18 protein-coding genes, 1 pseudogene and 1 other annotated feature are annotated in these 20,868 nt (G+C 67.5%); of the genes and pseudogenes, 12 read left to right on the top strand and 7 right to left on the bottom strand.

Going from position 1 to position 20,868, the window contains the following annotated elements; all coding sequences use genetic code 11:
• Positions 1-105: 105 nt before the first annotated feature.
• Both EG854_RS00530 and EG854_RS13330 read left to right on the top strand, forming a co-directional pair.
• On the top strand, positions 106-507 hold the full coding sequence (locus EG854_RS00530; protein ID WP_123285783.1) for a BlaI/MecI/CopY family transcriptional regulator: 402 nt from the start codon (positions 106-108) through the stop codon (positions 505-507).
• Complete coding sequence (locus tag EG854_RS13330; protein ID WP_123285782.1) at positions 504-2,069, top strand: M56 family metallopeptidase; 1,566 nt, start codon at positions 504-506, stop codon at positions 2,067-2,069. The genes EG854_RS00530 and EG854_RS13330 overlap by 4 nt, the downstream gene beginning before the upstream one ends.
• A gap of 39 nt (positions 2,070-2,108) precedes the next feature.
• On the opposite strand, the gene ettA is transcribed toward EG854_RS13330, so the two are convergent.
• The 3 genes from ettA to EG854_RS00510 all read right to left on the bottom strand — a co-directional run bounded on the left by ettA (position 2,109) and on the right by EG854_RS00510 (position 6,556).
• Positions 2,109-3,776: an energy-dependent translational throttle protein EttA gene (ettA, locus tag EG854_RS00520; protein WP_123285781.1), complete on the bottom strand. Its 1,668-nt coding sequence runs from the start codon at positions 3,774-3,776 to the stop codon at positions 2,109-2,111.
• A 99-nt stretch (positions 3,777-3,875) separates the two neighbouring features.
• Positions 3,876-5,315, bottom strand: a complete 1,440-nt coding sequence (locus EG854_RS00515) for a UdgX family uracil-DNA binding protein (RefSeq protein WP_123285780.1) — start codon at positions 5,313-5,315, stop codon at positions 3,876-3,878.
• Entirely contained in the window at positions 5,315-6,556 is a 1,242-nt protein-coding gene (locus EG854_RS00510) for a putative DNA modification/repair radical SAM protein (RefSeq protein ID WP_123285779.1), read from the bottom strand. The genes EG854_RS00515 and EG854_RS00510 overlap by 1 nt, the downstream gene beginning before the upstream one ends.
• Before the next feature lie 120 nt (positions 6,557-6,676).
• Positions 6,677-6,740, top strand: a sequence feature (sul1 is cis-regulatory element that is thought to sense ions involved in sulfur or methionine metabolism; They are found in Alphaproteobacteria).
• A gap of 65 nt (positions 6,741-6,805) precedes the next feature.
• Between EG854_RS00510 and EG854_RS00505 the strand changes: the two genes are divergently transcribed.
• Positions 6,806-8,287: a SulP family inorganic anion transporter gene (locus EG854_RS00505; RefSeq protein WP_123285778.1), complete on the top strand. Its 1,482-nt coding sequence runs from the start codon at positions 6,806-6,808 to the stop codon at positions 8,285-8,287.
• 4 nt (positions 8,288-8,291) lie between these two features.
• Here EG854_RS00505 and EG854_RS00500 read toward each other — a convergent pair whose 3' ends face one another.
• Both EG854_RS00500 and EG854_RS00495 read right to left on the bottom strand, forming a co-directional pair.
• On the bottom strand, positions 8,292-8,891 hold the full coding sequence (locus EG854_RS00500; protein WP_123285777.1) for a TIGR02466 family protein: 600 nt from the start codon (positions 8,889-8,891) through the stop codon (positions 8,292-8,294).
• 40 nt (positions 8,892-8,931) lie between these two features.
• Positions 8,932-9,687 (bottom strand): tRNA1(Val) (adenine(37)-N6)-methyltransferase, encoded by a 756-nt coding sequence (locus tag EG854_RS00495; RefSeq protein ID WP_241153062.1) that lies wholly within the window; start codon positions 9,685-9,687, stop codon positions 8,932-8,934.
• Positions 9,688-9,790: 103 nt separating this feature from the next.
• Between EG854_RS00495 and EG854_RS00490 the strand changes: the two genes are divergently transcribed.
• Complete coding sequence (locus EG854_RS00490; RefSeq protein ID WP_241153061.1) at positions 9,791-10,807, top strand: polyprenyl synthetase family protein; 1,017 nt, start codon at positions 9,791-9,793, stop codon at positions 10,805-10,807.
• Here EG854_RS00490 and EG854_RS00485 read toward each other — a convergent pair.
• Positions 10,804-12,009: a pyridoxal phosphate-dependent aminotransferase gene (locus EG854_RS00485; protein WP_123285776.1), complete on the bottom strand. Its 1,206-nt coding sequence runs from the start codon at positions 12,007-12,009 to the stop codon at positions 10,804-10,806. The two genes, EG854_RS00490 and EG854_RS00485, sit on opposite strands and share 4 nt — an antisense overlap.
• 106 nt (positions 12,010-12,115) lie before the next feature.
• On the opposite strand from EG854_RS00485, the gene EG854_RS00480 reads away from it, so the two are divergent.
• The 8 genes from EG854_RS00480 to rodA all read left to right on the top strand — a co-directional run bounded on the left by EG854_RS00480 (position 12,116) and on the right by rodA (position 20,652).
• Entirely contained in the window at positions 12,116-13,183 is a 1,068-nt protein-coding gene (locus EG854_RS00480) for a hypothetical protein (RefSeq protein ID WP_164461737.1), read from the top strand.
• 3 nt (positions 13,184-13,186) lie between these two features.
• The gene (locus tag EG854_RS00475; RefSeq protein ID WP_241153060.1) at positions 13,187-13,900 is read left to right on the top strand and encodes a TVP38/TMEM64 family protein; all 714 of its coding nucleotides are present in this window, start codon (positions 13,187-13,189) and stop codon (positions 13,898-13,900) included.
• Positions 13,901-13,976: 76 nt separating this feature from the next.
• Positions 13,977-14,600 (top strand): glutathione S-transferase family protein, encoded by a 624-nt coding sequence (locus EG854_RS00470; RefSeq protein ID WP_241153059.1) that lies wholly within the window; start codon positions 13,977-13,979, stop codon positions 14,598-14,600.
• A 198-nt stretch (positions 14,601-14,798) separates the two neighbouring features.
• Positions 14,799-15,833 (top strand): rod shape-determining protein, encoded by a 1,035-nt coding sequence (locus EG854_RS00465; RefSeq protein WP_123285774.1) that lies wholly within the window; start codon positions 14,799-14,801, stop codon positions 15,831-15,833.
• A gap of 136 nt (positions 15,834-15,969) precedes the next feature.
• Entirely contained in the window at positions 15,970-16,911 is a 942-nt protein-coding gene (mreC, locus tag EG854_RS00460) for a rod shape-determining protein MreC (RefSeq protein ID WP_123285773.1), read from the top strand.
• Positions 16,908-17,426 carry a hypothetical protein gene (locus tag EG854_RS00455; protein WP_123285772.1) on the top strand — a complete coding sequence of 173 codons (519 nt, stop codon included), beginning with the start codon at positions 16,908-16,910 and terminating at the stop codon, positions 17,424-17,426. Before mreC ends, EG854_RS00455 begins: the two co-directional genes overlap by 4 nt.
• Entirely contained in the window at positions 17,423-19,498 is a 2,076-nt protein-coding gene (mrdA, locus tag EG854_RS00450; protein ID WP_123285771.1) for a penicillin-binding protein 2, read from the top strand. The genes EG854_RS00455 and mrdA overlap by 4 nt, the downstream gene beginning before the upstream one ends.
• Positions 19,495-20,652 (top strand): rod shape-determining protein RodA, encoded by a 1,158-nt coding sequence (gene rodA / locus EG854_RS00445; protein WP_123285770.1) that lies wholly within the window; start codon positions 19,495-19,497, stop codon positions 20,650-20,652. The genes mrdA and rodA overlap by 4 nt, the downstream gene beginning before the upstream one ends.
• Positions 20,653-20,665: 13 nt before the next feature.
• Here the strand turns inward: rodA and EG854_RS00440 are convergent.
• Positions 20,666-20,868, bottom strand: a pseudogene (locus EG854_RS00440) (hypothetical protein); the annotation flags it as partial.

The raw sequence follows: 20,868 nt of genomic DNA, 5'->3' as shown, positions 1-20,868 counted from the left end.
CAGCCCGCTGGCAAGAGCCGCCATCCTGTCGAGGGTTTCATGCGGGTGCCTCATTCCCGACCCAATTCGCTACAAGTGTAGCGTTACAAATGTAGCGAGCCTCCCATGCCCCCGACCTCCATCGACCTACTACCTCGACGCGAGCGCGAAGTGTTTGAGACCCTGTACCGGCTGGAGCAGGCCACCGCCGCCACCCTGCGCGGCGTGCTGGCCGATCCACTCAGCGACTCGGCGGTGCGCACCCTGCTCAGCCGGCTGGAGGCCAAGGGGCTGGTCCGGCGCTCGGCCGGGCCGGACGGCTTCATCTATGCCCCCGTGCCGCGCACCGATGCCGTGGCCGAGGGCGCGCTGAAGCGGATGGTCGAGACCTTCTTCGCCGGCTCCGCAGCCAGCGCCGCGACCGCGCTTCTGGGCCTGGGCCAGACCCTGACCACCGACGAGGCCGAGGCCCTGCGCCGCACCATCGACCGGATGGGCGCGCCGGGGGAGGGGGAGGACCGCTCATGATTGCCGCCCTGATCCTGTCGCTAGCCCTCAAGTCCACGGTGATCGCGGGCGCAGGCCTCCTCTGTGCCAGGGCTGTGGCGCGTGGAGCCTCGGACCGGGCCAACATCCTCCGGGCCACGGTCTGCCTGCTGCTGGCCCTGCCGGTGGTAGCGCTGGCTCTGCCGGTCTGGGAACTGGCCCTTCTGCCGGCCTCCGCTCCAGCCGCGCCTGCGGTCCCCGCCGGGCCGCTCTGGCAGGGCGAGATCGGACCGGTCGCCGGGGTGGCGGTCGAGGCCGCCATGCTCTGGCCCTCGCCCCTGGGTCTCGCCGTTCTCGTCTGGCTTGTCGGCGGCCTGTTCGTCTCCGGGCGTCTGGTGCTGGGCATCATGACGCTGGACCGATGGACGTCCGAGGGCCAGGCCGTGACCTGTCCGGCCTGGCGTGCGGCGCTGGACCGGCTCTGCACCGGGCGTCGGCCGCGGCTGGTGACCAGCGCTCGCCTGCCCGGACCGCTCAGCTGGGGGGTGCCGCCCGGCACCATCCTGCTCGACCCCGCCAGCCTGTCCGACTCGCGGACCGCAGATGCCGTGCTGGCCCATGAGCTGTCCCACCTGAAGCGCGGCGACTGGCTGTTCCTCGTCCTGTCGCGGCTGGCGCTGGCCCTGTTCTGGTTCAATCCGCTGGTCTGGATGCTGCACGCCGCGCTCGTCGCCCGCACGGAAGAGGCCGCCGATGCCGCCGCCGTCTCCCGCGTCGATCGCCAGACCTATGCCCATGCCCTCGTGCGACTGGCCAGCCAGCCGGCCGCCAACGCCGCTGTCACGTGGAGCTCGACCGCCATGGCGGGCGATGCCCGCTCTCTCAAGAAAAGGATCGATTGTCTGATGACCGACCACGCCCCCCATGCCCGCCCGTTGACCGTGGCCGCAACCGTTGCCGTCCTGTCGCTGTTGGCCACCCCGCTGGCCGCCCTGCAGGTGACGCAGGACCCGCCCCCGTCCCCGCCGCCTGCGCCCGCAGCGCCCCCTGCACCGCCGGCGCCTCCGGCCCCGCTGCTGGCGCACGCCCCACTGCCGCCTCTGCCGGCGCCCCCTGCGCCGCCGCCGCCGCCGCGCCGCCTGCAGGATCCGCCCGCGCCTCCGGCGCCTCCTGCACCGCCGGCCGGCGCCCGCGTCATTTCATACAGTCAGGCCACGCCCCGGGAGCGCGCCGAGATCGACCGCGCCCGTGCTGAAGCGCGCGTCGCCCGACAACAGGCCGACGTCGCGCGCGCCGAGGCGGAACGGGCCCATGCCGAGGCCGGGGTGGCCCGCGAGCAGGCGGCGGTTGCGCGCCGCGAGGCCGGCCGCCAGATGGCCGAGGGCGCCGAGCAGATGCTCGACGGGGCCCGTCAGATGCGCGAGGAAGCCGCCCGGCTGGAAGACCCCGCCTATCGCGCTGACCAGATTGCCCGCAATCGTGCGCGCGGCGAGCCGGTCACCGACGCCGAACTGCGCGCCCTCGCGCCCCGCCTGCGACACCAGGCCGACGCGCTGGAACGCCAGGCCGTGGAGATGCGCGCCCGCGCCGCCCGGATGGGGTGAGGGCAGGGGCGGGAGGCGTGATCGCGCCTCCCGCGGCCCCTACCGCCCGAATTTCTGGAATTTGATCCGGTGGGGGATCAGGCTGTCGACGCCGAGGCGGCGCTTCTTGTCTTCCTCGTAGGCCTCGAAGTTGCCTTCGAACCATTCGACGTGGCTGTCGCCCTCGAAGGCCAGGATGTGGGTCGCCAGACGGTCCAGGAACCAGCGGTCGTGGGAGATGACCACGGCGCAGCCGGCGAACTGTTCCAGCGCTTCCTCGAGGTTCTGCAGCGTCTCGATGTCCAGGTCGTTGGTCGGTTCGTCGAGCAGGATCAGATTGCCGCCGGTCGCCAGCGTCTTGGCCAGGTGCACGCGGTTGCGCTCCCCGCCCGACAGCTGGCCGACCTTCTTCTGCTGGTCGCCACCCTTGAAGTTGAAGCTGCCGACATAGGCGCGGGTGTTGATCTCGCGCTTGCCGACCATCATCACATCGGTGCCGCCCGAGATGGCCTGCCAGATGGTCTCATCGGGTTTCAGGTCGTCGCGCGACTGGTCGACATAGGCCAGCTTGACCGTCTCGCCGACCTTGATGGTGCCGCCGTCGGGCTGCTCCTGGCCGGTGATCAGCTTGAACATGGTCGACTTGCCGGCGCCATTCGGGCCGATCACGCCGACGATGCCGTTGGGCGGCAGTCGGAAGGTCAGATTGTCGAACAGCAGCTTGTCGCCATACGACTTCTTCAGGCCCTCGACCTCCAGCACCACATTGCCCAGACGCGGGCCGGGCGGAATCTGGATGTGGGCGTGGGTCTGGGCGCCGCGCAGGCTCTCCTGCTCGTCGACCATCCGCTCATAGGCCGCCAGACGCGCCTTGGACTTGGCCTGACGGGCCTTGGCGCCCGAACGCACCCATTCCAGTTCGCGGGTCAGGGCGCGCTGGCGAGCTTCGGACTCGGACTGTTCCTGCACCACGCGCTTGGTCTTGGCTTCCAGCCAGCTGGAATAGTTGCCCTCGTGCGGGTGGCCCTTGCCGCGGTCCAGTTCCAGCGTCCACTTGGTCACCAGATCGAGGAAGTAGCGGTCGTGGGTCACCAGAATGACGCAGCCCGGGAAGGCTTCCAGGTGGTGCTGCAGCCAGGCCACCGACTCGGCGTCCAGGTGGTTGGTCGGTTCGTCCAGCAACAGCATGTCGGGCTTGGACAGCAGCAGCCGGGCCAGGGCCACGCGGCGCTTTTCACCGCCGGACAGATTGGTCACCGACCAGTCGTCGGGCGGGCAGCGCAGGGCGTCCATGGCCATCTCGATACGGCTGTCGATGTCCCACACGTCTCCGGCGTCGATCTTTTCCTGAAGGGCGGTCATCTCCTCCATCAGTTCGTCGGAGTAGTTCTCGGCCATTTCCATGGCGATGGCGTTGAAGCGGTTGACCCACTGCTTCTCCTCGCACCAGGATTCGACGTTCTCGCGAACGTTCAGGCTGTCATCCAGATGCGGCTCCTGCTCCAGATAGCCGCGCTTGATGCCGTCGGCCGCCCGGGCCTCACCGGTGAACTCCTTGTCGAGCCCGGCCATGATCTTCAGCAGGGTGGATTTACCCGAGCCATTGACCCCGACCACGCCGATCTTGGCGTCGTTATAGAAGCTCAGCCAGATGTTCTCGAAGATCTTCTTGCCGCCGGGAAAGGTCTTGGTCAGACCCTGCATCTGAAAGATAAACTGCTGCGCCATGAGTGCGGTGCGCCCTGTGGTCTGGAGTATGGGGGAGGTTGCACCGGCATGTAGCGACTGCGTGGGCGAAGGGCAACGGCGGGCCGCACGCGCCCGGGGTCACAACAGGGCGCGCGCCGTCTTCAGGTCGTCGATGAACCGCGCGCGCTCAGCGGCGCGGGTGGCCTCGTCCGGCAAACGCAGCAGATAGGACGGATGAACGGTGGGCAGCACCGGTGTGCCGTCCTCCAGCCGGATCGGCCGGCCCCGGTCCTTGGTCACGGCGATCTTGTGGCCCAGCACACCCAGCGCCGCCGTCGCCCCCAGCGTCACGATCAGCCGGGGCTTTACCAGCGCCCGCTCGGCGTCCAGCCACCACCGGCAGGCCTCGACCTCACCCGCATCCGGGGTCTTGTGCAGGCGTCGCTTGCCGCGCGGCTCGTGCTTGAAATGCTTGACCGCATTGGTGATCCAGACCCGGTCGCGGTCCAGCCCTGCCTCGGCCAAGGCCGCGTCCAGCACCTGACCGGCCGGTCCGACGAAGGGCTCGCCCGCCAGATCCTCCTGATCGCCCGGCTGCTCGCCGACGATCATCAGGTCTGCGCGCGCCGGCCCCTTGCCGCACACCGCCTGGGTCGCATCGCGCCACAGGGGGCAGCGCCTGCAGGCCTGCGCGGCCTCGCTCAAGGCTGCGAGGGAGTCAGGCGCGGACACAGGCTCAGGGCGCTGGACGACCGGCGCGATGGCCTTCATCAGTCGGGCATTGGCCGGGCTGGCGGGCGTGGCCACCATCGTGCCCAGCCGGGCCTCAGCCTCGCGGATCATGCCGGGGATCAGCGCCGCCTCGGGCAGATTGGCCCAGTAGCGACGCGGCATTTCGCTCTGCATCATCTTCGTCTTCAGCCGGGCCGGGTTGAAGGTCGAGGCGTAATAAGTCTTCCAGAACTCCTCGACATCGTCGCCGTCCGGCGCCTGATCCTTCATTGCAGGCGGGCCAAAGCTCAGGCGCTCCAGATCCCAGTGCGCCGTGCCGTCCGGCGTCAAGATCGTCCAGCGCATGGTCGTGAAGCGCCGTTGGAAGAAGGGCGCGGTCCGCTCCAGCACCCGGTGCGCCGGCTCGAACCAGGCGATCCAGTGCTCGCCGTCCTCATCCTCGATCCGGCGAAAGCGCACGAAGGCCTTCATCTTGTGAGCCGCCCGGCTGACGTTCTTGGCCCGCTCCATGGCGTCGGCGACATCGCGGTCGGATGCGATGTGCAGCAAGGCCCGCTCGCGCTGCAGTCGCCACAGCAGCCGGTACAGCAGGTCAAACCGGTCCTCCGACCGGTGCAGGGCCACCTGTTCGACGAGGTCGAGGAAGGCACGCGGCACGCTCAGGACGGGGAGGGGGGTGTTGCGCGGCACAGGGGGCAGTCTATCGGGCTGATCGAACAGCGAGCCCTGCGCATCGCCCGCCCGAAAGCGCACGGCAGCCGGCTCTACCCCCTCGACCAGCAGGCCGCGCGCAGCCTCGCGCCACCCTTCGAGGTCCGTCTCGGACGCCAGATGCACGCTCCGCATCAGAACAGGCTCAACTGCTCGGGCGCCTGCGGCTTGACCAGTCGCGCCCGCAGATCGACGGCGTCGGTCAGGCCGCCGGGGGTCCAGTCCAGCGTGGTGATGAAGGGGCGGATCTTGTCCAGGCTGCGCGTCAGCCGCTGGATATCCTCCAGCCTCAGCGTCCGGTAGCGCCGCACCTTCAGGATGCGGTCGACCGAGCGTACCCCCAGCCCCGGTACCCGCAACAGGGTCTCGCGCTCGGCCAGATTTACATCGACGGGGAAACTGGCGCGGTTGGCCAGCGCCCAGCCCAGCTTGGGATCGACCGCCAGATCCAGCATGCCGTCGGGCGTGGCCGAGGCGATCTCGGGCGCCGAAAAGCCGTAGAACCGCATCAGCCAGTCGGCCTGGTACAGCCGGTGTTCCCGGATCAGCGGCGGCTTTGATAGCGGCAGCTGCGCCGACGAGTCCGGAATGGGGCTGAAGGCGGAATAATAGACCCGGCGCAGGCCATAGCCGCCGTACAGAGAGGCCGACCGCTCCAGAATCTCGCCGTCGGGCGCCCCGTCCGCACCGATGATCAGCTGGGTCGACTGGCCGCCGGGGGCAAAGCGGGGCGGGCGCATGCGGTCCTTCTTCGCCGGTCGCGCGGCCTCGACCCTCTGGCGCACCTGACCCATGGTCCGCTTGATCACGCCGGCGTCCTTCTGCGGGGCCAGTCGGGCCAGCGCCTCATCACGCGGCAGTTCGATATTGGCCGACAGCCGGTCGGCATACAGCCCCGCCTGCGCCACCAGATCGGGATCGGCCTCGGGGATCAGCTTCAGGTGGATATAGCCGCGAAAGTCATGCTCTTCGCGCAGCATCCGCGCGACCCGCACCAGTTCCTCCATCGTATAGTCGCCCGACTGGACGATGCCCGACGACAGGAACAGCCCCTCGATATAGTTCCGCCGATAGAAGTTCAGCGTCAGGTCGACGACCTCCTGCACCGAGAACCGCGCCCGCGGCACGTTCGACGACACCCGGTTGATGCAATAGGCGCAGTCATAGATGCAGAAGTTGGTCAGCAGGATCTTCAGCAGGCTGACGCACCGCCCGTCCGGCGTATAGGCATGGCAGATCCCCATCCCCTCGGTCGAGCCGATCCCCTTGCCCCCGACCGAATTCCGCTTCGCCGCCCCCGATGACGCACACGACGCATCATACTTGGCCGCATCAGCCAGGATTTCCAGTTTTCGGCGAAGATCGAGACGGGCCATTGTTCATGCTATGTTCCATATCAAGGGTGAGGTCCAGCGTGGCCGTTGCGGGCGGAATGTCGCGGGCACGCCGGCTGCCGCCCTTGCCTGTTGCGGTGCAGCATGGCAGAGGGCGGGCAACCTGGACCCGCGCCACGAGATGGCTTGCGGGTGGCTATTCCGGCCGCCGATCCGCCGGAGCAACGAAACTGGCCTGAGCATTAACACCGCGTCGTCACGCGGCGGGCCCGTTCCTTGTGTGTGATCCCCATGTCTGTTTTCCAATCGGCCCGCGAGCAGTGGCTGGCGCAACCGCGCAAGGATCTGCTGGCCGGCACCGTCGTCGCCCTGGCCCTGATCCCGGAGGCCATTGCCTTTTCCATCATCGCCGGGGTCGATCCGGCGGTCGGCCTTTACGCCAGCTTCGTCATCGCCGTGACGATCGCCTTTGTCGGCGGGCGCCCGGCCATGATCAGCGCCGCGACCGGGGCCATGGCCCTACTGATGGTCACCCTGGTTCGCGACCACGGGCTTGAATATCTGTTCGCCGCCTCGATCCTGACGGGTGTCTTCCAGATCGGCGTCGGCATTCTCAAGCTGGGCCGCTACATCAAATTCGTCTCCAGCTCGGTGATGACGGGCTTCGTCAACTCGCTGGCCATCTTGATCTTCATGGCGCAGCTGCCCGAGCTGATCGGCATGGGTTGGCAGACCTATGGGCTGGTCGCGGCCGGGCTGGCGGTCATCTACGGCCTGCCGCGCCTGACGAAAGCCGTGCCCTCGGCGCTGGTGGCCATTGTCCTGCTGAGCGGCTTTGTCATGTGGAGCGGGATGGACGTCCGCACCGTCGGTGACATGGGCGAGATGCCATCGACCTTCCCGATGTTCCACATTCCGATGGTGCCCCTGACGTGGGAAACCTTCGCCATCATCGCGCCGGTGGCCGCGACGCTGGCCTTCGTCGGCCTGCTGGAGAGCCTGCTGACCGCCAATCTGCTGGACGACATCACCGACACCCCGTCCGACAAGGACCGCGAGACGCGCGGTCAGGGTATCGCCAATATCGCGGCAGGCTTTTTCGGTGGCATGGCGGGCTGCGCCATGATCGGCCAGTCGATCATCAATGTGACCAGTGGCGCGCGCGGGCGGCTGTCGACCCTCTGGGCAGGGCTGTTCCTGCTGTTCCTGATCCTGGTGCTGCAGGACTGGGTGGCGCGCATTCCGATGGCGGCGCTGGTGGCCGTCATGATCATGGTCTCGATCGGCACCTTCAACTGGAATTCGGTGCTCAAGCTCCGCACCATGCCCTTCCAGTCCTCCGTGGTCATGCTGGCTACCACCATCACCGTCGTCCTGACCCATGACCTGTCCAAGGGGGTGGTGCTGGGCGTCATCCTCTCGGCCATCTTCTTCATGCGCAAGGTCGGCAAGACGGTGGTCGTGGAAGAGGTCGAGGCCCCCGAGGGCGAGCTGAAATACCGGGTCAGCGGCAATCTGTTCTTCGCCTCGGCCGACGTCTTTGCCGCCAGTTTCGAGCACCACGGCCATCCCACGGTGGTCGAGATCGACATGTCGAACGCCCACCTGTGGGACGTGACCGGCGTGGTCGCGGTCGACAAGGTGGTGTTCCGCTACCGCCGTCAGGGCGCGCGGGTCGTGGTGTCCGGCATGAACCTCGCGGCCCAGACCCTGGTCACCAAACTGGGCCGCCACGAGAAGGAACACCTGCCCACCGGGGCCGGCGCGCACTGATCCGTCAGGCGTAGTTGAAGCTGATCGAGATCCGTTCGGCCTTGGCGGCATTGGGCGGCACCTCGTGGCGCAGCCAGCTTTCCCACATCAGCACGGTGCCGGGCCGGGGCGCCAGATAGACGAACGGCCGCTCGGCCTCGGGCGCATCGGCATGCACGCCCGGCCGCGCCATCATCATCGGCAGGCGCGGGTCTTCCAGCTTCAGCGACGAGGCCCCGTCGGGTATCTCGATATAGACCGTGCCCGACAGGAAGGCGTGCGGGTGGATGTGGCCTGAATGCCCGCCGCCGGGCTTCAGCACATTGACCCACAGATTATCCAGCTTGGGCTTTCTCGCCAGATCGAAGTTCAGCGCCTTGGCATAGGCCAGCGCGTGGCGGTCCAGATGTCGTTTCAGCGCCTCGAACTCGGGCATGCGCTTCGGCAGATCGTTGAGTGATCCATACGACGTATAGCCGCGATAACCATGGTCCCGGCACCAGGCGCGACCGGCCCCGTCCTCGACCGCCAGCACACGGCAAGCCTCGGCCAGCTCAGCGACGAGCTGCGGATCGTCCAACTCGGACTCATAGACCTGGGTCACAAACAGGGGGCGCAATGTCATGGCGACGGGATAGCCTGTCCTTGGCGGTGCGAGAAGCGGCTCAGAAGGGAAGAGCCGCCTCGCCCCTCAGAATGGCCTCGGCCCCGGCCGTATGCGGCGCCCCCTCGCGGTCATGCAGGATCAGCGGCGGCAACAGGCGCAGGGGCGCCTTGCCGGTCTTGATCGCCTTCACCAGCACCCGCTTGGCTGGCTGGTCGGCAAAGGGATGGATGGGGCGGATGGCGAACGACCCGGCCTTGGGCGCCAGCAACGCGAGGATGTCGGCCAGGCGCTCGGCCCGGTGGATCATGACGATCCGTCCGCCCTCGCGCACGGCCTTCAACAGGAAACAGGTCCAGGCCTCAAGCCCGTCATCGGCCATCCAGGCCGCGCGCCGCTCGGGGGCCGGGGGCCGCAGGCTGCCGGGATCGTCAAAGAAGGGCGGATTGCTGACCGCCCAGTCAAAGGGCGGCAGGTTCAGTGCGCGGAAGCCCTCGGCCACATCGCCGGTGCGGATCTCCGCCCGGTCGCCCAGGCCGTTCGTCTCGATATTCCGCTGCGCCAGTTCGGCGATCTCAGCCTCACGTTCCAGCCCGACCAGCTGCACGCCCGGGCACCGCACCGCGATCTGGGTCAGCACCGCCCCGGGGCCACAGCCGGCCTCAATCACCCGCTCGCCCGGCCGGGCCGCGACCGAAGCTGCCAGCAGGGCCGCATCCATGCCCGCGCGATAGCCCCGCACGGGCTGGGCCAGCCGCACCCACCCGCCCAGCAGGGCGTCTTCCCGCACCTCGGGGATACTGCCTGCGACCGTCACACGTCTTGACCCTTCATGGTCCGATCACCATTGTGCGCGCCAACCCGCCCCGGCAAGACGGGCGCCGGTTTTTTATCTCCCCGCCCTATCGCATGAGTTCCCCTTGGACGCCGTTTCCAATTCCGTCAGCCGACCCGCCGGAGATGTCGCCCCCATCGTGCGGCTCAGCCAGCCGGACATGGATCGCGTCAACCAGCTGATCCGCGAGCGGATGGCCTCCGACGTCCCGCTGATCCCGGCGCTGGCCGATCACCTGATCGCGGCGGGCGGCAAACGCCTGCGTCCCATGCTGACCATCGCCGCCGCGCGCGCCTCGGGCGGGGCGAAGGGTATCGACGCCCCCCTGCATCTGGCCGCGGCGGTCGAGTTCATTCACACCGCCACCCTGCTGCACGACGATGTGGTCGACACCTCGGACCTGCGCCGGGGCAAGGTCGCCGCCCATCTGATCTGGGGCGCACCCTCCAGCGTGCTGGTCGGTGACTTCCTGTTCGCCCGCGCCTTCGAACTGATGGTCGAGACGGATTCCATGCGCGCGCTCGGCATTCTGGCCCGCGCCTCCAGCGTCATTTCCGAGGGCGAGGTGCTGCAACTGACCCGCGCCCACGACCTCAACCTCGATACCGCCGTCTATCTCGAGATCATCACCGCCAAGACCGCCGAACTGTTCGCAGCGGCCGCCGAGGCCGGCGCGGTCGGGGCAGGCGCCGACGACGCCGTGGTCAAGGGCTTGCGCGACTATGGCATGAACCTCGGCATTGCCTTCCAGCTGGCCGACGATGCGCTGGACTATGGCGGCACCGCCTCGGCCCTGGGCAAGAATGCCGGCGACGACTTCCGCGAAGGCAAGGTCACCCTGCCGCTCATCCTGGCGATCGAGCGCGGCGGCGGGCTGAAAGACGGCTTCTGGGATCAGGCCTTTGCCAAATCCGTGCGCGACGATGACGACTTTGCTCGCGCCCGCGAGCGGGTGATCGGCACCGGCGCGGTCAGCGCCACCCTCGACGTGGCGGGAGATTATGCCGACGCCGCCAAGGCCGCGCTGGCCGTCCTGCCCGACAGCGACTGGCGCGACGCGCTCGACCTGCTCGCCGACTACGCCGTCAGCCGGGTCTACTAGCGCAGGCTGCCGCAGAACCGCTGGATGCGCTCGCACGCCGCTTCCAGCACCGCTTCGGCGGTCGCATAGCTGATGCGGAAATAGGGGCTGAGGCCAAAGGCCGAGCCCTGCACCACGGCCACGCCCTCGGCGTCCAGCAGGGCGCTGGCAAAGGTGTCGTCGCTGTCGATCACCGTGCCGTCCGGCGTCGCCTTGCCGATCAGGCCCTCGATCGACGGATAGACATAGAAGGCTCCCTCGGGTGTGGCACAACGGATGCCGGTGGCCTGGTTCAGCATCGACACCACCAGATCGCGGCGCGCCTCGAACGCCTTGCCGCGCTCGGCGATGAAGTCCTGCGGCCCGTTCAGGGCCTCGACCGCCGCCCACTGGCTGATCGACGACGGGTTCGAGGTCGTCTGGCCGGCCACCTTGCGCATCAGGTCGATCAGGGGCTTGGGTCCACCCGCATAGCCGATGCGCCAGCCGGTCATGGCATAGGCCTTGGACACGCCATTGACCGTCAGCGTGCGGTCGTACAGGTCCGGCGCCACCTGGGCGATCGTCACGTAATCCAGGCCGCCATAGATCAGGTGCTCATACATGTCGTCGGTCATCACCCAGACCTGCGGATGGCGGCGCAGCACCCCGGCCAGCGCCTCCAGCTCGGCGGCGGTATAGGCCGCACCCGTCGGGTTCGACGGGCTATTGAGGATTAGCCATTTCGTCCGGGGCGTGATTGCCGCCTCCAGCACCTCGGGCCGCAGCTTGAAGCCGTCAGCCTCTTCGCCCACCACCCGCACCGGCTCACCGCCCGCCAGCAGCACCATGTCGGGATAAGATACCCAATACGGCGCCGGCACGATCACCTCATCGCCGGGCGACAGGGTCGCGACCAGGGCGTTGTAGATCACCGTCTTGCCGCCCGGCGCGACGTGGATCTGGTTGGCGGCATAGGTCAGGCCATTCTCGCGCGCGAACTTGGCCACCACGGCGGACTTCAGCTCGGGCAGGCCGTCGACGTCGGTATATTTGGTCTCGCCCCGGCGGATGGCCTCAATGGCGGCCTGCTTGATGTTGTCGGGGGTGTCGAAGTCCGGCTCGCCGGCGCCCAGCCCGATCACATCGCGGCCCGCCGCCTTCAGCGCGCGCGCCTGTGCCGTCACCGCCAGCGTCGCCGAGGGCTTCACGCGGGCAAGGGCCTTGGACTGCAGCTCGGACATGGACAGCGACTCACAGACGGGGAGGGGAGAGGCCGTTATTCACGGCACAGGCTGTTTACGGGGCGTCGCGCGTGGGTGCAAATGGGGGCGGTTGCAGGAGAGCGCCATGAGAAATGCAGCACGAACCCTGATCGGCATGGCGGCGGCAATCTTCTTGTTGTCTGGCGCTTCCTCAAGTTTGGCGCAGGACGCGAACGACGATCCCATCGAGCCGGCATTTGATCGCGACTGTATGGACGACTACGGGCGTGACCTGTGTGACCCCGAGGGGTGGCTCGGAATTGTCGAGACGTTCGGTGTCGAAGCGGCAGAGGACGCCCAGGCCAACGGCTGGCGCGGCGTGAGGGTTTTCACCATCGATGGCTACTCGAGAGACATGCCCATGGTGTCGGTGCTTTACACGGAGGCGAGCGAACATGGCATTCCCTTGAACCCACGCCTCGAAGTGCGGGGCGCGGGGGATGGGGAGGGGCCTGCGTCGTCTCTCTCTCGCGAGGCCTGGTTCGGACTCACGCTGAAATCACGACGTATTGTGGAACTGGCGACCGCAGCGCCCCCGCGTCAATCGGCGGGCGATGACGGATTGCCCGGGACGGCTGGCGACGAGATGATCATTTGCCTCCATGCCTGGGTGACCGTGACCGAAGTTCTGACCGACGACGGTGTCCTCCGGCGCGTCCGCAACGCGTGCGGTGACGACCCGCTGTTCGATGCCGGATACGAGCTTTCGGGACAGGCTCTGCGCGGCTTCCCGGTCTGCAGTCATCTCGATCCTGCGAACTACCGGAACGAGTCTGCTCAGCTGGATCGATGTCTGGTCCTCGAAGGGGACAATCAGATTGCTGCGGCTGAAGTGTTGAATCTGCTTGATGGGCCGATCTTCGATGAGGCCTCCAGCATCGCGGCCTATGCGGCGCCGGGTATCCAGATCTCGGGCACCTCCCGCGAAAAGTCTCTGTCCGGGGCGCTTGGACTTGACGACGCTCGCGTCGTGCGGATCTACACGGCGTCGATCCGGGCGGTTGGAACTGACGTCAGGGCTCGGGGGATCGTCCATCGATACGGCGACGAGGACGGCAATGACTTCGCCGCGGACGTCCAACAGGTCTGGCGCAAGACCGACGGGGCGTGGCGACTGGTAGAGTTCACCCTGGGCCCGTGGGAGCCAATGTAAGCTGTGATCCGCCGCATTCTCGACTTCGTTCTGGACCTGGAGGCAGCCCGGTGGCGGGCGGCGCTGGCCACGGTTGTCCTGCTGGGGGCGGTGGTGGCCCTGTTGCTGGTCGGCAAGGCGGCGCTGGGGCTGGAGGCCGAGCACAGGCTGGAGGCCTGGCTGCAGGGCTACGCCGGCGGGCCGTGGGCGTTCGTCGCGACCGTCATCCTGTTCGTGGGGGCGGCCTTCATCGGCGCGCCGCAGTTCCTGCTGATCGCGGCCTGTGTCGTGGCCTTCGGGCCGTCGCTGGGCTTTGCCTACAGCTGGGCGGCGACGGTCATCTCGGCCGGGGTGACCTACTGGCTGGGGCGCGGGCCGACCGCACGGCTGCTGGATCGCTGGGGTGGCAAGACCGCTGCGCGGCTGAAGGGCTTCGTCGGGCGCAACGCCTTCTACGCCAGCTTCATGATCCGCAATGTGCCCTCGGCGCCGTTCGTCGTCGTCAATATGGCCTTCGGGGCAGCGCGGGCCGGGTTCGTACCCTTCCTCGCCGGCTGTGCCCTGGGCGTGCTGCCCAAGACGGCGCTGGTCGCCTTCTTCGGCGGGGCGGTGGCGGTGGCGGTCAGCGGCGACGGCACCTGGACCAGCCTGATCCTTGCGGGCGTGGCGGTGGTGTGGCTGGGCCTCATGCTGGCGGTGAGGGAATGGGTCAAACGCCGTGAGGCAAAACGCAACTGAGCTGGTTGCAATATGGAGCCGCAACCCCATCTGCCCGTTCAGGTCGCACCGACCCGAACCTTGAAGGAGAGCTCCCTTGTCCCTGACCGTCTATATTTCGCCCGGCGCCTGCGCCATGGCTTCCCATTCCGCCCTCGAGGAGGCCGGCCTCGACTACGAAGCCACGGTCATCGACCTGAAGAAGGGCGAGCAGCGCACCCCCGAATACCTGGCCATCAACCCGGCCGGCGTGACCCCGGTGCTGAAGACCGATCAGGGTGTCCTCACCCAGAACGCCGCCATCCTCGCCTGGGTGGCCGAGACCAATCCGGACAAGAAGCTGGCCCCGGTCGGCGACGCCTTTGCCATGGCCCGTTTCCACGCCTTCAACGGCTGGCTGGCCTCCGGCCTGCACCCGGCCATCGGCAAGGTGCTGTTCAGCCGTCCGCCGCTGGAAGGTGAGGCCAAGGACCAGGCCGTCGAGCAGGCGCTGGCCAAATACGACCTGGCTGAGCAGCAGATCGAGGGTGACTGGGTGTTCGGCGACGGCTGGACCCTGGCCGACAACTATCTGGCCGTGTTCACCCGCTGGGCGCGTCAGGCCCGGCTGCTCGACGCCGGCCGCTATCCGAAGCTGAACGCCCATCTGGATCGCGTCCAGGCGCGTCCCGCCATCCAGCGCATGCTCAAGGCCGAAGGTCTGGAACCGGTCGCCGCCTGACCACACCCTCATGATACGCCGGGCTGATTCAGGGCTTGTAATCCCTGTCCCATAAGGGCAAACGGGCCACGGTCGGCTCGGCGATATCGATCAGGACGGCCCGTGCGTGGGGATGCGCGTCGGGGCGGGGCTTCGCCGCAGCGGACAAAAACGCTGACCGCCCCAAAAAGGCCCGAACCGGAACGGTATCCCACCCCTATGCATCTCTTCGGCATGATCTCGAACGACATCGCCATCGACCTCGGCACGGCCAATACCCTGATCTATATGAAGGGCAAGGGCATCGTCCTGAACGAGCCGTCGGTGGTCGCTCTCCGGAACGTCGGTGGACGGAAGATCGTCCACGCCGTCGGCATCGAGGCCAAGCAGATGCTGGGCCGCACGCCCGGTCACATGGAAGCCATCCGTCCCATGCGCGACGGGGTCATCGCCGACTTCGAAGTCGCCGAAGAGATGATCAAGCACTTCATCCGCAAGGTGCATAACCGCAAGGGCTTCGTGAACCCCAAGGTCATCGTCTGCGTGCCGTCGGGTGCCACGGCGGTCGAGCGTCGCGCCATCAATGATTCCTGTCTCAACGCCTCGGCCCGCCGCGTCGGCCTGATCGACGAGCCCATGGCCGCCGCGATCGGCGCCGGCCTGCCGATCCACGAGCCGACCGGCTCCATGGTCGTCGATATCGGCGGCGGCACCACCGAGGTGGCCGTCCTGTCCCTGTCGGGCATCGTCTATTCGCGCTCGGTCCGCGTCGGCGGCGACAAGATGGACGAGGCGATCATCAGCTATATGCGCCGCAACCATAACCTTCTGATCGGCGAGACCACCGCCGAGCGGATCAAGAAGGACATCGGCACCGCCCGCATCCCGGCCGACGGCGAAGGCCTGTCGATCGAGGTCAAGGGTCGTGACCTGATGCAGGGCGTGCCCCGCGAAGTGAAGATGAGCGAGCGCCAGGCCGCCGAGGCCCTGACCGAGCCGGTCAGCCAGATCATCGACGCCGTCAAGGTCGCGCTCGAGGCGACCCCGCCCGAACTGGCCGCCGACATCGCCGACAAGGGCATTATGCTGACCGGCGGAGGCGCCCTGCTGCGCGGTCTGGACGCCGAAATCCGTGACCACACGGGCCTGCCGGTCTCGGTCGCCGATGATCCGCTGTCCTGCGTTGCCATCGGCTGCGGCCGGGTGCTGGAGCATCCGCGCTGGATGAAGGGCGTGCTGGAAAGCTCGCTTTAAGGCCTGCTTGGCGACCGACAGACATCAGCGGTTTTCAAGCCCCGGTGATTCTGCGATAGCCTGAGTTCGTGGGCAGATTCGCCCGCCGGCCCCTGCGGGGGTCGGTTGACACCAACCCTCTGATGCAAGGGTCGCCGTGGCGTTTCGCGACGGACCGTTCGAGAACCTCAAGGTGCCGCTGATCTGGACGGCGGGCCTGACTGTGCTCGCCGTGCTGGCGGTGTCGGTCTTCCTGCTGCTCAGCCAGCGGCGGGGCGATCCCGACAGCCAGAATGCCATCCGTGGCGCCGGGGACCAGGTCTCGGGCGGGGTCGGCGGCGTGCTGGCCGCGCCCGTCCGCTGGGTCGGGGCCGCCAGCGACTACGTCGGCGACTATTTCTTCGCCGTGTCCGAGAACCGTCGCCTGAAGGAGCAGGTTGCAGAGCTTCAGGCCGTGGCCGACGCCAACATCGCCCTGCAGAACATCAACACCCGCTATGAGGCCATGCTGGGTATCCGGGTCGAGCCGGACGTCGAGATGGCCACCGCCCGGTCGATCTCGGAATCGCGTGGCCCCTTCGCCCGCTCGCGCCTGATCGATGTCGGCACCGGCCAGGGCGTCCGCATCGGCAACCCCGTCATCAACGAACATGGCCTGGTCGGTCGGGTGGTCGGCACCTCGTCCCGCGTCAGCCGCGTCCTGCTGGTCACCGATGTCTCCAGCCGCATCCCGGTGCTCATCGATCGCACCGACGCCCGCGCCATGCTGACCGGTGACGGCAGCGGCAATCCGCGTCTGGAATATGTGCGCGGGACCGACTCGGTCGAGGTCGGCGACCGCGTCCTTACCTCGGGCGATGGCGGCGGCATTCCCCGGGGCGTGCCGATCGGCGTCGTCGCGCGGGGTATCGACGGCTCCTGGCGGGTCAAGCTGTTCAGCGACCGGGGCGCCATCGACTTCGTCAAGGTCCTGAAATTCGAAGACTTCGGCCAGCTGGTTGACCCCGAGACCCTGAACGCGCCGCCGCTGGCCGCGCTCGGCACGGCGGCCGCGCCGGCCCCCGCAACCGGTCCCCAACCCGGCGGTGCAGGCGAGTGAGACGTCCGGTCGCCGTTCGCGTCGTCGGACCTCTGCAGTGGATCATCTATCCGGCGCTGCTGGCTGTACTGGCCACCCTGATCCTGGCGACGCCCGTCACCCTGTTCGGCCTCAGCCTGCCCGAGCCCGTCATCCCGCTGGTGCTGGCCTTCGCCTGGCCGCTGATCCGGCCCTCGATCTCTGCGCCGCTGATGCTGTTCGTCCTCGGACTGTTTCTGGACCTCCTGTGGTATGCCCCGCTGGGTCTGTGGGGACTGGTGCTGCTGTGCGTCTACGCGGCCATTCTGGTGTCCCGGAATTTCCTGATGGGACAGGAAACCCGCGTCCTGTTCGTCTGGTATACGGTCGCCGCCCTTGGGGCCTTCTTTCTGGCCTATGTCATCGTTACAATCGTGGCCGGGCGGGCGCCGAGCCTTCTGGCCCTTCTGGGCCAGATCGTGCCGACGCTTCTGATCTTCCCGCTGGCGGATCGCCTGATCCAGCGGTTTGACGATGGCGATGTGCGGTTTCGATGAGCAGCGAACCCTCGATCTTCTTTTCGGACGTCAATGAGCGGCAGGGCTCCTTCCTGCGGCGCACCTTTGTGCTGGGCGGACTGACGGCGCTGGGCGTGCTGGGCCTGACCGCGCGCCTCGGCCAGCTGCAGGTCGTCCAGGCGCAGGAATACACGACGCTGGCCACGGCCAATCAGTTCAACTTTCGCTTGGTGCCACCGCCGCGCGGCATCATCCGCGACCGCGACGGCGTGATCATCGCCGGTAACCGGCCCAGCTTCCGCGTGCTGGTGGTTCGCGACGAGACCAAGGATCTGGACCAGACGCTGGACCTGCTCGGTCGGCTGATCCCCGACACCCTCGAGCGCCGCCGGGGCATCATCCGCGACGTCAACGCCGCCCCGCGCTTCTCGCCCGTCCCGGTCAAGAGCGACCTGACCTGGGAAGAGTTCGCCAAGGTCAACCTCTACGCCAACGAGCTGCCCGGCGTGATGGCCGATATGCACGAGACTCGCTACTACCCGCACGGGGGCTCGTTCGCCCACGTTGTCGGCTATGTGGCCAAGGTTTCGGACCGCGACATCAAGGCCGTGCGCGACAAGGGCGAAGAGCCCTCGGCGCTGCTGTTCAACCCCGGTTTCCGCATCGGCCGTCAGGGCGTCGAGGCCGCACTGGATGAACAATTGCGGGGTGAGGCCGGCGGCCAGCGGGTCGAGGTCGATGCCCGCGGGCGCGTGGTCGGCGAAGACCCGGAGAATTCCCGCCCTGCGGTGCCGGGCAAGGAAGTGGTGCTGACCCTGGACACCGACATCCAGAACCGCGCGCTCGAGGTGTTCGGCGAGGAATCCGGGGGCTGCGTCGTCATGGACGTGCGCAACGGCGACATCCTGGCCATGGTGTCGTCACCGTCCTTCGATCCGAACCTGTTTGTCTCGGGCGTGCCCAGCAACATCTATCGCGCCTGGGCCGACTATGAGCGGCGGCCCCTGCTGGACAAGGCCATCTACGGCACCTTCCCGCCGGGCTCGACCTTCAAGATGACCACAGCCCTGGCCTTCCTCGACGCCGGGATCGACCCCGCCGAACGGGTGACTTGCACCGGCGGCTATCGCTTCGGAGCCCGTACCTTCCGCTGCTGGAAGGCCGGCGGGCACGGTTCGATGAACATGCACGATGCGATCAAGAACTCGTGCGACACCTATTTCTATCACCTCTGCAATCGCGCTGGCGTCGACCGGATTGCACGGGTCGCCGAGGATCTCGGTTTCGGTCACAGCTATGAGATCGGCATCGCGGGTCAGTCCGACGGCATTGTTCCGTCCCAGAAATGGAAGCGCGAATACACCGAGGCCACCAGCTGGGAGGATGATCCCAAATGGTATCCCGGCGAAACCCTGTCCGTTGCGATTGGTCAGGGAGCCCTGTCGGTCAACGCCCTGCAGCTGGCAGTGATGACGGCGCGTCTCGCCAATGGCCGCAAGGCCGTGCAGCCGCGTCTGATCAAATCGATTGACGGCGAGCCCTACGCCGAAGCCACCTTCGCTGATCTGCCGTTCAGCACTGAGCACCTCGATATCGTCCGTGCGGGCATGGCGGCGGTGGCCAATGATGTCAGGGGCACGGGCTATCGTGCGTCACAGTTGGGGCTTGGCGACATCCTTATGGCCGGCAAGACCGGAACGGCGCAGTCACGGGACTACAAGCCCGGAGAATCGCGGGGGCCCCGCAATGCGGTCTGGAGCCGCCGGGACCATGCCCTGTTCGTCGCCTTCGCGCCGCACGATGCGCCCCGCTATGCCATCGCCCTGATCATCCAGCATGCCCCGGCAGGCGGCTCGGCCGACGCCGCGCCGCGCGCGCGCGAGGTCATGAAGGTGGCCCTGCTCAAGGATCCCGATATGCGCGCCCGCATCGAGCGGCCGCTGCCGCGCGAGCCCGAGGCGGGGTCCATAATCGACGAAGGCGCCGCTCCGCCGCCGCCCACAGCGGCTGAGCCCGGATCCGCCGCTGCCGAGGCCGTTCCGGTCTCGCCGGACCCACCCGCGCCCCAGGATCTTCCCGGGCCGCAGCCCTATCTTCCGGATCCGCAATGACCGCCTCGGCCCTGACCCGTCCCGGAGAGCGCGACCGGCTGACCGTTAAATTCACCCAGATCGACTGGCGGCTGCTGGTGTTGCTGTGCGCCATCGCGGGCATGGGCGCCGCCATGCTCTATTCCGTGGCCCAGGGGTCGTGGGAGCCATGGGCCGCCAAACATCTGATCCGGTTTGGCGTGTGCCTGGCCGCCATGCTGGCCCTGTCGATGGTGAACCTCAAATGGTGGTTCCATCTGGCGTATCCGGCCTATTTCGGCTCGCTGGTGCTGCTGGCCGCGATCGAGGTGCCGGGGCTGGGCTATACGGCCATGGGTGCAACCCGCTGGCTGGATCTTGGCGTCACCCGCATCCAGCCGTCCGAGCTGATGAAGATCGCCCTCGTTCTGGCGCTCGCCCGCTGGTACCACGGCGCCACCGCCCAGGAAGCCCGCTTTCACTGGAAGCTGATCTATCCGGCCCTGATGATCGGGGCGCCGTTTGCCTTGGTCGCCCACCAGCCCGACCTCGGCAGTGCCCTGCTGCTGGGTATGACCGGAGCAGCCATCATGTTCGCTGCGGGCCTCAGCTGGAAGATTATTGTCGTTGCAGGCGGGACCGTACTGGCCGGCGTCTGGCCCTTCATCCAGTTCGTCATGCACGACTATCAGCGCGACCGGGTCCTGACCTTCCTCAACCCGGAAGCTGACCCCTCGGGCGAGGGCTATCAGATCATGCAGTCCAAGATCGCCATGGGCTCCGGCGGTTTGCTGGGCAAGGGCTATGGTCTCGGCAGCCAGAGCCAGCTGGAATTCCTGCCGGAACGCCACACCGACTTCATCTTCGCCGCCGTGTCCGAGGAATTCGGCTTCGTCGGCTCGTTCGGCATGCTGCTCTGCTATCTGGGGGTGATCCTGATCTCCCTCCGCATCGCCTCCCTGTCACACAGCCATTTCGGCCGGCTGGCCACGGCCGGGGTCACCGCGACCTTCGCCCTCTATGTGTTGATCAACGGCGCCATGGTCATGGGTCTGGCGCCGGTCGTGGGCGTGCCCATGCCGCTGATGTCAAACGGCGGCACCGTCATGCTGACGGTCATGATCGGCTTTGGCCTGGTCATGGCCACCCGCGTCCACCGCTACGTCGAACTGCCCAAGGGCAACGGCCTGTTCTAGGACGAATCGACATTCAGCGCATCCAGAGCATGGAGGCAGCGATGTGGATGAAGGCAAGGTAGTGGCGCGCCAGCCTGTCGAATCGGGTGGCGAAGCGGCGGAAGTGCTTGAGCTTGTTGAAGCAGCGCTCGACGCGATTGCGCAGCTTGTAGATCCGAGGGTCGTGCGGGATCGGTGTCTTGCGCGAGCGGGTTGAGGGGATGACGGCCTCGGCTC

The organism is Brevundimonas halotolerans (assembly GCF_003730275.1).
GTDB lineage: Bacteria > Pseudomonadota > Alphaproteobacteria > Caulobacterales > Caulobacteraceae > Brevundimonas > Brevundimonas halotolerans.
The sequence above is the reverse complement of the archived record's forward strand: the minus strand, read 5'-3'. Positions and strand labels throughout refer to the sequence as shown.